Annotated in this window: 6 protein-coding genes; all 6 read left to right on the forward strand. The window is 68.2% G+C overall.

The genetic code is table 11. From position 1 onward, the window contains the following. On the forward strand, nucleotides 1–743 hold a 743-nt coding region (locus tag AC1Q5D_RS16275; protein ID WP_481737538.1), incomplete at its 5' end, for an IS256 family transposase. 2,181 nt (nucleotides 744–2,924) lie between these two features. Then, nucleotides 2,925–3,338: a hypothetical protein gene (locus AC1Q5D_RS16280; RefSeq protein WP_481739504.1), complete on the forward strand. Its 414-nt coding sequence runs from the start codon at nucleotides 2,925–2,927 to the stop codon at nucleotides 3,336–3,338. A 390-nt stretch (nucleotides 3,339–3,728) separates the two neighbouring features. After that, nucleotides 3,729–4,541, forward strand: coding sequence for a Bax inhibitor-1/YccA family protein (locus AC1Q5D_RS16285; RefSeq protein WP_481739505.1), 813 nt, complete (start codon nucleotides 3,729–3,731; stop codon nucleotides 4,539–4,541). A gap of 118 nt (nucleotides 4,542–4,659) precedes the next feature. Next, on the forward strand, nucleotides 4,660–5,586 hold the full coding sequence (locus AC1Q5D_RS16290; RefSeq protein WP_481739506.1) for an aldose 1-epimerase family protein: 927 nt from the start codon (nucleotides 4,660–4,662) through the stop codon (nucleotides 5,584–5,586). Continuing rightward, nucleotides 5,577–6,875 (forward strand): AI-2E family transporter, encoded by a 1,299-nt coding sequence (locus AC1Q5D_RS16295; protein ID WP_481739507.1) that lies wholly within the window; start codon nucleotides 5,577–5,579, stop codon nucleotides 6,873–6,875. Before AC1Q5D_RS16290 ends, AC1Q5D_RS16295 begins: the two co-directional genes overlap by 10 nt. A gap of 48 nt (nucleotides 6,876–6,923) precedes the next feature. Then, nucleotides 6,924–8,174 (forward strand): threonine ammonia-lyase, encoded by a 1,251-nt coding sequence (ilvA, locus tag AC1Q5D_RS16300; RefSeq protein ID WP_481739508.1) that lies wholly within the window; start codon nucleotides 6,924–6,926, stop codon nucleotides 8,172–8,174. Nucleotides 8,175–8,262: the final 88 nt, after the last annotated feature.

The following is an 8,262-nucleotide window of genomic DNA, read 5'->3' on the forward strand; positions in this document are numbered from 1 at the left end:
CCGTCTATCCGATCGTGTACATCGACGCGATCTGGCTCAAGATCCGCGACGGAGGGGTCGTGGTGAACAAGGCCTGCCACGTCGCCGTGGGGGTGGACGTCGAGGGCCGCAAGCAGGTCCTGGGCCTGTGGCTGGGCGCCTCGGAAGGGGCGAAGTTCTGGGCCAACGTGCTCACCGAAATCCGCAACCGCGGGGTGCGGGACATCCTGATCCTGTGCTGCGACGGGCTCACCGGACTGCCGGCGGCCGTGAACAGCATCTACCCGGAGACCGTGGTGCAGACCTGCGTGGTGCACCTGCTGCGCTCGGCCATGCGCTACGCCTCCTACGGCGACCGCAAGGCCATGGCCAAGGACATGCGCCCCATCTACACCGCGCCCACCGTGCAGGCCGCCGAGATGGCCATGGAGGCCTTCGAGGAGGCCTGGGGCACCAAGGCCCCGGGCGCCGTGCTCGCCTGGCGCAACGCCTGGGAGGACTTCACCCCGTTCCTGGCCTTCACCCCCGAGATACGCAAGGTCATCTACACCACCAACCAGATCGAATCGATCAACTACCAGCTGCGCAAGATCACCAAGACCAGGGGCTCGTTCCCCTCCGACGAGGCGGCGATCAAGCTGGTCTACCTGGGCATCCGGAACATCGAGACCACCCGCGGCGGCGAGCTCGGCACCGGCACCCAGGGATGGCACCAGGCCCTGAACGCCTTCGCCATCCAGTTCCCCAATCGACTACCGATCTGACCACCCGGCAGAACGGCTAACCGACCGGCCCCTTACACAGATTTTTTGACACGCCCTCCGTCCACTTCAAATAGAGATCGTCCCTCGCCTATCTCTCACCTAGGACCTAATGATCTGAAGACGTGTCAGGCGGTTTCGCTTCACGCTGCCTCCGGTTCCGACGAATCAACAGAGGTATCAAGACGGACAACGCCAACAACAGCAACGCAGACATGATCCAAAGGGCAGTCGCGAATCCGAACACCCTAGAGAGGACACCCATCAGGGTTGCCCCAATCACCGGAACGGCGAAGGCTTCGGCAATGACGCGATTGCTAGGCCGCCCCCCGTCCCCCTCGTCCGGCCCGGGGACAATGCCTGGAGGCCCATGGTCGCCAAGCACCGTTTACCCCTCGTCCCTATGCGTTCGCTCGTTGTCCCACGCGTAGGCCGCAACCAGCGCAAGCCCCAGTAGGCCGCCGGCAAAGACGAGCCAATCCTTAGCCGAGAAGAGAAAATAGAGACCCAGTACGATAAATCCGATCATCGACGCCGCCCCTATGAAGGCAAGTGTCCGGCCACGATCGCGATAGGACCAGATCTCGCCCTTCTTAGGGAAAAACGAAAACATCAGCTACCTCTTCCCAAACCAAAAGGCCTGCAGGGCTGCCGGTGACCCGATTCAACACTGGAGATTCATACTTGTGAATCTCAGGCAGAGGTCAGAGCGAGCGGGCGCCCTAAATAACTCCTTTTGTCGCGAAAACGCGTCACGTGAACGCGACCTTAGCCCGACGTAGTTGTAGTCCCCATAAACGATTCATCGGTGGGACAACCTCTATTTCGGGCTCCTCAGCTGACTGCGCCGTTCGACAGTAGGCTCAATCCAAATTCTGGCGAGGTCAGTGGGGAGGACTGGATCGTGGCTGGCTCGCGCAACGAGGGGGACCAAGACCTAGTAGGCCGGACGTGCGTGGGCCGCAGTGCAAGCAGGACAGTTATTTGGCTGGCCCAAACTGTGAACGTCGCGATGGTGTTCGGCGGACTCACTGTAGCCATTTGGATGGTGGAGTGGGGGCAGGAGACCGTTTCGAATTACCCAGGCCCCGTCGATAACGACGTTACGCGTGGATATGCGATTGGATTAGTAGGGGGTATGGGGCTTTCATTCCTCAGCGCCGTGGCTCTCGGAACGATCGGTCGGGGATACCGCTTCGGAGCCATCGTGGACGCACTAATCTGGGCGATCCTGTGGATCCCGCTGGGAATCGGGCTCAGCATGTACACGCCCGCGGGGTTTTCGATCTCGAGCATTGCGACTCTGGCGGGACTGTCCTTGGCAGCCCTCACGTTCTGGGCGATTCCAAGGCACGGGGCGGGCATCTCCGAACGACGTCGTCCGACGGTTCGAGCAGTCACAGATGAATGGAGACGGGAGGCGTGACGGAACAATGCAGGAAATCAGGCCGGTCAGGCTCCCGCACCCATTTGATCGGGGGCGTTGGTTGGTTCGTGTTTGCTCTGATTCAGTCCGTACTAGCCACCCGGGCAGAGGGCGAATTGCTCGTTTGGTATGTGGTCGTTGTGTTTTCGTCCCTCGCGCTGTCCGTAGGCAACTTGATCATCTGGCGACGGGGCAGGAAGAACGCCATCGGCAGGACAAATGGCAACACGGGCAAGGGTTGAGGGGAAGCCCGCACCATCTCAGAAAACGATCGTTTGACGCGACGGCGTTCCAGACAGGGAGCGGAGGGCGCTCTGGTGAATAGAAGGGATCAACGGGCCCGATTGTTGCGTTTGCTTCTCCAAACGGACGCACCTGCTCCGAAGACGACTGCCGCTGCCGCAATGGCAAGAGAGGAGAAAAAGCCTTCCGAGAAAGAGTCGAAGTATCCCAAAGCGGGCCCGAAGAGAAAGCCAACGCCGGCGGCGACAAGACAGGCGACCGCCATAGCCCCCAAAAAGTAGAGGATGGCCGTTCTAGCCGGGATGCCCCGTGCTCCTGTCTCATTCATCCAGGCATCCTCCTCCAGTGGCTCGGGTTCCCGAGAAGTATATGGACGACCTCCTGCTCATTCGCCATCGCCCATCCAGCAGCATTATCGCTAGCTGCCCCGTTGATCAAGAGATCCCAGGTCGTGCCGGCGCCCCGCTTTCGCTCTCCAGGCCGAAGGCGCCTGCGTAGACAGCGATACTTGAGCCATGGAGCGCAATCGCGAACGGACGCCCGGTGGACCCTTGAGTCAACAGGAGCAGGCCTTGCTGGAGTTTCTCTGTGCGGGTGAATGGCCAGGTGCCCAACAAGCCCGCGAGCAAGCGAAGCACGCCCTCTGGGGCGGCTGGGAACATGACGAGTGCGAATGCTTCCTCCTCGAAGTACCCCAGGAAATCGGCTTGGAGAAGATCCCTCAGCATCCAGGTGGGCCGTTCTCCAGCGTCGAAGTACTCGACGGGGAATTCCTGCTGGGTCATCTGAACCTTTGGGTGCAAGAAGGTCGCCTGCACTCAGTGGACTACGTGACTTTCGAGGCCCCCGATGACGAACGCCTGCCCGCCATAGGACAGCTCGGAGGAGAGGCCTCTCCATCCTGGCTCTACGACTGCTCCCCGGAGTGATCCTTCCGCGTCACGCGCTCGCGTGCGTGGTAGCTGCATCAACCGGGTTCTCCTGCAGAGGTCAGTCTCGGACGCCACTGCACTGAAGGCGTCCCAATAAACGAACGTTTGATGCGACGCTTGCCCGGGGCGACTCTCTCGTGGACCCGAGGCCTCCATGTTCGGCCGGATTCCGGAGTTTCTCTTGTGCGGTGCACGGGAAGCGGTGCGTCTCAAGACCCTGTCTCATTCGCCAAAGTCTCAACTTCGCCAATCTGAACGGGTATTTGAGACGGCTCCAGACGTCATAGGGGCCTCTCCCGGACGCGTCCGGCCGGCGCGGGAACATCTGACGGCGTGGGGCGTTGTACCGGTAGGGTGAAAACCAACCACTAACCAGGGAGAGGATCCATGGCACTCGGGGGAAACCCGGTCTTCAATTCGAGGACCTTCCGTGAACAGACCAACCCGGGCGCCCACGCGGGCCCCGCGATGGCGCACCAGTCCCAGGCGATGAGCCCGGAGGAGCTGCAGCGCCTGTACGCCAGCCCGTCCGCCGGCCCCGCCCAGACCGGGCGCATGACCGTCAACGACGTCGTGGCCAAGACCGTGTTCTGCTTCGTGCTGGTCGCGATCGGCGCGGCCGTCGGGTGGCAGCTGCCCGGCCTCATGCTGCCGGCCGTCCTGCTCGGCCTCGTCCTCGGCCTCATCAACTCCTTCAAGCGCGAGCCCTCGCCCGCGCTGATCCTGATCTACGCCGGCGTCGAGGGCGTGTTCCTGGGCGGCCTCTCCGGCGTGCTCGAGGGCATGTACCCGGGCATCGCCGTCCAGGCCGTCGTCGCGACGCTGTCCGTCTTCGCCGTCACGCTCGCCCTGTACCGCTCGGGCAAGTACCGCGCGACCCCGAAGATGACCAAGATGTTCATGATCGCGCTGGGCGGCTACGTGCTGTTCTCGCTCGTGAACCTGGGCCTGTCCCTCTTCGGCGTCGTCGACGGGATGTTCGGGCTGCGCAGCGGGGTGTTCGGCCTCGCGCTCGGCGCCCTCGCCGTCCTGCTGGCCACCTACGCGCTGGTCCTGGACTTCACGTCCATCGAGGACGGCGTGCGCAACGGCGCCCCGGAGCGCTACTCCTGGACCGCGGCGTTCGGCCTGACCGTGACCATGGTCTGGCTCTACGTCGAGATCCTGCGCATCATCGCGATCCTGCGCGGCGAGGAATAGGACCCACCCGATCCGCAGGCGGCGGGCGGCACCCACCAGGGGTGCCGCCCGCCGTCGTCTGCGCGGCCGGCCCGTCACGCATTCCGGCAGCCCGCCCCGCAGGCGATAACGTAGGCCCATGGGTCCGCACGCAGCATCCACCGACTCCGCCACCGGCGAGCAGTTCACCATCTCCGCCGGCGGCAGCGAGGCGACCCTCGCCAGCCTTGCGGGCGCCCTGCGCACGTACCGCCGCGGCGGCACCGACCTGGTCGAGCCGTTCGACGCCGACGAGCTGCCGCCGCTGGGCTCCGGCATCCTGCTGGCCCCCTGGGGCAACCGCATCCGCGACGGCCGCTGGATGCTCGACGGCGAGGCCCAGCAGCTGGACATCACCGAGCCTTCCCGCGGCAACGCCACCCACGGGCTCCTGCGCAACACCGGCTACCGGGCCGTTGGGCACTCCGCCGGCTCCGTGTCCCTGGCCGCGGAGATCCACCCGCAGCACGGCTTCCCCTTCCGCATGCGGCACACCGCCACCTACGCCCTGGACGGCGACGGGCACCTGACCGTCACCCAGGAGCTCGCGAACCTCTCCGCCCGGCGCGCCCCGGCGGCGCTCGGCGCCCACCCCTACCTGCGCCTCGGCGACACCCCCACCGCGGACCTCGTCCTGACGGTCGACGGCTCCCGGCGCCTGCTCACCGACGACCAGCTGATCCCCACGGGCTCGGCGGCCGTCGACGGCGACGACGACTTCCGCGCCGGCCGGCGCCTGGCCGACGTCCGCCTGGACGCCGCCATCGCCGACCTGGTCCCGGGCGACGGCGGCCGCTACCGGCACCGCCTCGAGGACCCGCAGGGCCGCACGCTCGAGCTCTGGGCGTCGCCCGAGTTCGCGTACGCGCACGTCTTCGTCACGGAGCGCTACCGCGGCCGGGACCTGGCCGTCGCCGTCGAGCCCATGACGGCGCCCGCCAACGCGTACAACAGCGGCGAGGGCCTGCGCTGGCTCGAGCCGGGGGAGACCCTCCGCGCGCAGTGGGGACTGGTCGCGTGCCTGTGAGCGCCCCCGGCGCCAAGGACGCGACCGCCACCGTGCCCTACGCCATGCGCATCGCCGCGGCCTGGTCCTGGCGCGTCGCGGTCATCGTCCTGGCCTCGGGCCTGCTCGTGTGGCTGCTGACCTACGTCTCGCTGCTCGTCATCCCGCTCATGGCCGCCGCCCTGCTCGCGGGCCTGCTCGCCCCGATCACGCGCGCCATGGTCCGGGCGCGGATCCCGCGCGGGGTCGCCACCGGGATCACCGTGCTGGGGTTCCTGGCCTTCGTGGCCGCCGCCCTGTCCCTGACCGGCCGCACCCTCGCCCGCGGCTTCGCGAGCCTGTGGAACCAGGCCCTCGCCGGACTCGCCGAGGTCCAGGCGTGGCTCGCCACCGGGCCGCTGGGCATCAGCACCGAGGAACTCAACACCTACCTGGCCGACGTGCTGGCCCAGGTGCAGGCCAACAGCTCCGAGATCGCCAGCGAGGCGCTCTCCTGGGGCACCACGCTCGGGCACGTGGCCGCGGGGATCCTGCTGGCCCTGTTCGCGCTGGTGTTCTTCCTGCTCGAGGGCGAGCGGATCTGGGGGTTCTGCGTCCGGCTCATGCCCGCCCGGGCCCGCGCCGCCACGGACGGGGCCGGCCGGCGCGGCTGGCTCAGCCTCGTGAACTACGTGCGCGTGCAGCTGTTCGTGGCGCTCGTCGACGCCGTCGGCATCGGGCTCGGCGCGTTCATCCTCGGCGTGCCGCTGGCCCTGCCGCTGGGCGTGCTGGTGTTCCTCGGCTCGTTCATCCCCGTCATCGGTGCGCTCGTGACGGGCGCCCTGGCCGTGCTGCTCGCCCTCGTCGCCAACGGGTGGGTGAACGCGCTCGTCATGCTCGCCGTCGTCCTCGTGGTGCAGCAGGCCGAGTCCCACATCCTCCAGCCGCTGGTCATGGGCAAGGCCGTGAGCCTGCACCCGCTGGCGGTCGTCCTGGCCGTCGCCGGCGGCTCCATGACCGCGGGCATCGCGGGGGCCCTCTTCGCCGTCCCGGTCATGGCCGTGGTCAACGCCGTCGTCCGCTACATCGCCGCGCGCGCCTGGGAGGACGACCCCGCCCTCGCCGGGCACACGCCCGGCGGGCCGGGCGCGGCCGCCGAGGCCGGCGGGCGGGTGCCCCGCCGGCTCCGCCGCGGCGCGGCGGCCGGAACCGTCGACGCCCCCGCCGACCTCGACGGCGAGCTGCCGGCCCGGCCCGCGGGCCCGGCGGCCCCGACCGACCGGTTCCCCGGCGCGGCGCCCGGAGCGTACCCCGGGCCCGCCGACCCCTAGGCGCCGTCCGCCCCAACCCCCGACCGTCCCACCAACCCGGAAAGCCCCATGGACCCCCAGACCACCCTCCCCGTGACCCTGGCCGACGTCGAATCCGCGGCCGAACTGCTCGACGGCGTCGTGTCCCGCACCCCCGTCCAGCACTCCCGCGCCCTGAGCCTGCACGCCGGGACCGAGGTCAACCTCAAGTGCGAGAACCTGCAGAAGGCCGGCTCCTTCAAGGTCCGCGGCGCCTACGTGCGCATGGCCCGCCTCTCCGACGAGGAGAAGGCCCGCGGCGTCGTCGCCGCCTCCGCCGGCAACCACGCCCAGGGCGTCGCGCAGGCGGCCCGCCGCCTCGGGATCAAGGCCCGCATCTACATGCCCATGGGCGTGGCCCTGCCCAAGCTCACGGCCACGCGGGACCACGGCGCGGAGGTCATCCTGCACGGGCACAACGTCGACGAGGCCCTGGCCGAGGCCCAGCGCTTCGCCGACACCTCCGGGGCCGTCTTCGTCCACCCCTTCGACAACGCGGACATCATCGCCGGGCAGGGGACCCTGGGCCTGGAGCTGCTCGAGCAGGTGCCCGACGTGGACACCGTCCTGATGGGCGTCGGCGGCGGGGGACTGCTGGCGGGGGTCGCGACGGCGGTCAAGGCCAAGGCGAAGGAGCTCGGGCGCGAGATCCGCGTCATCGGCGTCCAGGCGGAGAACGCGGCCGCCTACCCGCCGTCCCTGGCGGCGGATGCGCTCGTGCCGCTCGAGCGGGTCTCGACGATCGCGGACGGCATCGCCGTCGGGCGGCCGGGGCAGCTGCCGTTCCAGATCATCCGCGAGCTCGTCGACGACGTCGTCACCGTCGACGAGGACGCCCTGGCCAAGGCTCTCGTGTTCCTGCTCGAGCGCTCCAAGCTCGTCGTCGAGCCGGCCGGCGCCGTCGGCGTCGCGGCCCTGCTGGAAGGCAAGCTGGCCCACCTGGACCCCGCCCCGAAGAGCATCGCCGTCGTCCTCTCCGGCGGCAACGTGGACCCGCTGCTCATGCTCAAGGTGATCCAGCGCGGCCTCTCGGCCGCCGGCCGCTACCTGACGGTGCGGATGATGCTCGACGACCGCCCCGGCGAGCTCGCCGCGATCTCGCGCGTCATCGCCGAGTCCGACGCCAACGTTACCCGGGTGGACCACACCCGCATCGGCGGCGCCCTGTCCATGGGCGACGTCGCGATCACCATCGACATGGAGACCAAGGGCGGCGAGCACTCCGAGCGGGTGCTCAACAACCTCCGGGCCGAGGGGTTCCAGCCCGTCGTCGTCCACTAGGCCGGCACCCCCGCAGAAACGGCGGCGGCCCTTCCCCCGGGGGGAAGGGCCGCCGCCGTGCTGGGCTTCTGGCCGGCTCGGCCTAGCG

This window comes from Arthrobacter paludis (assembly GCF_056782315.1).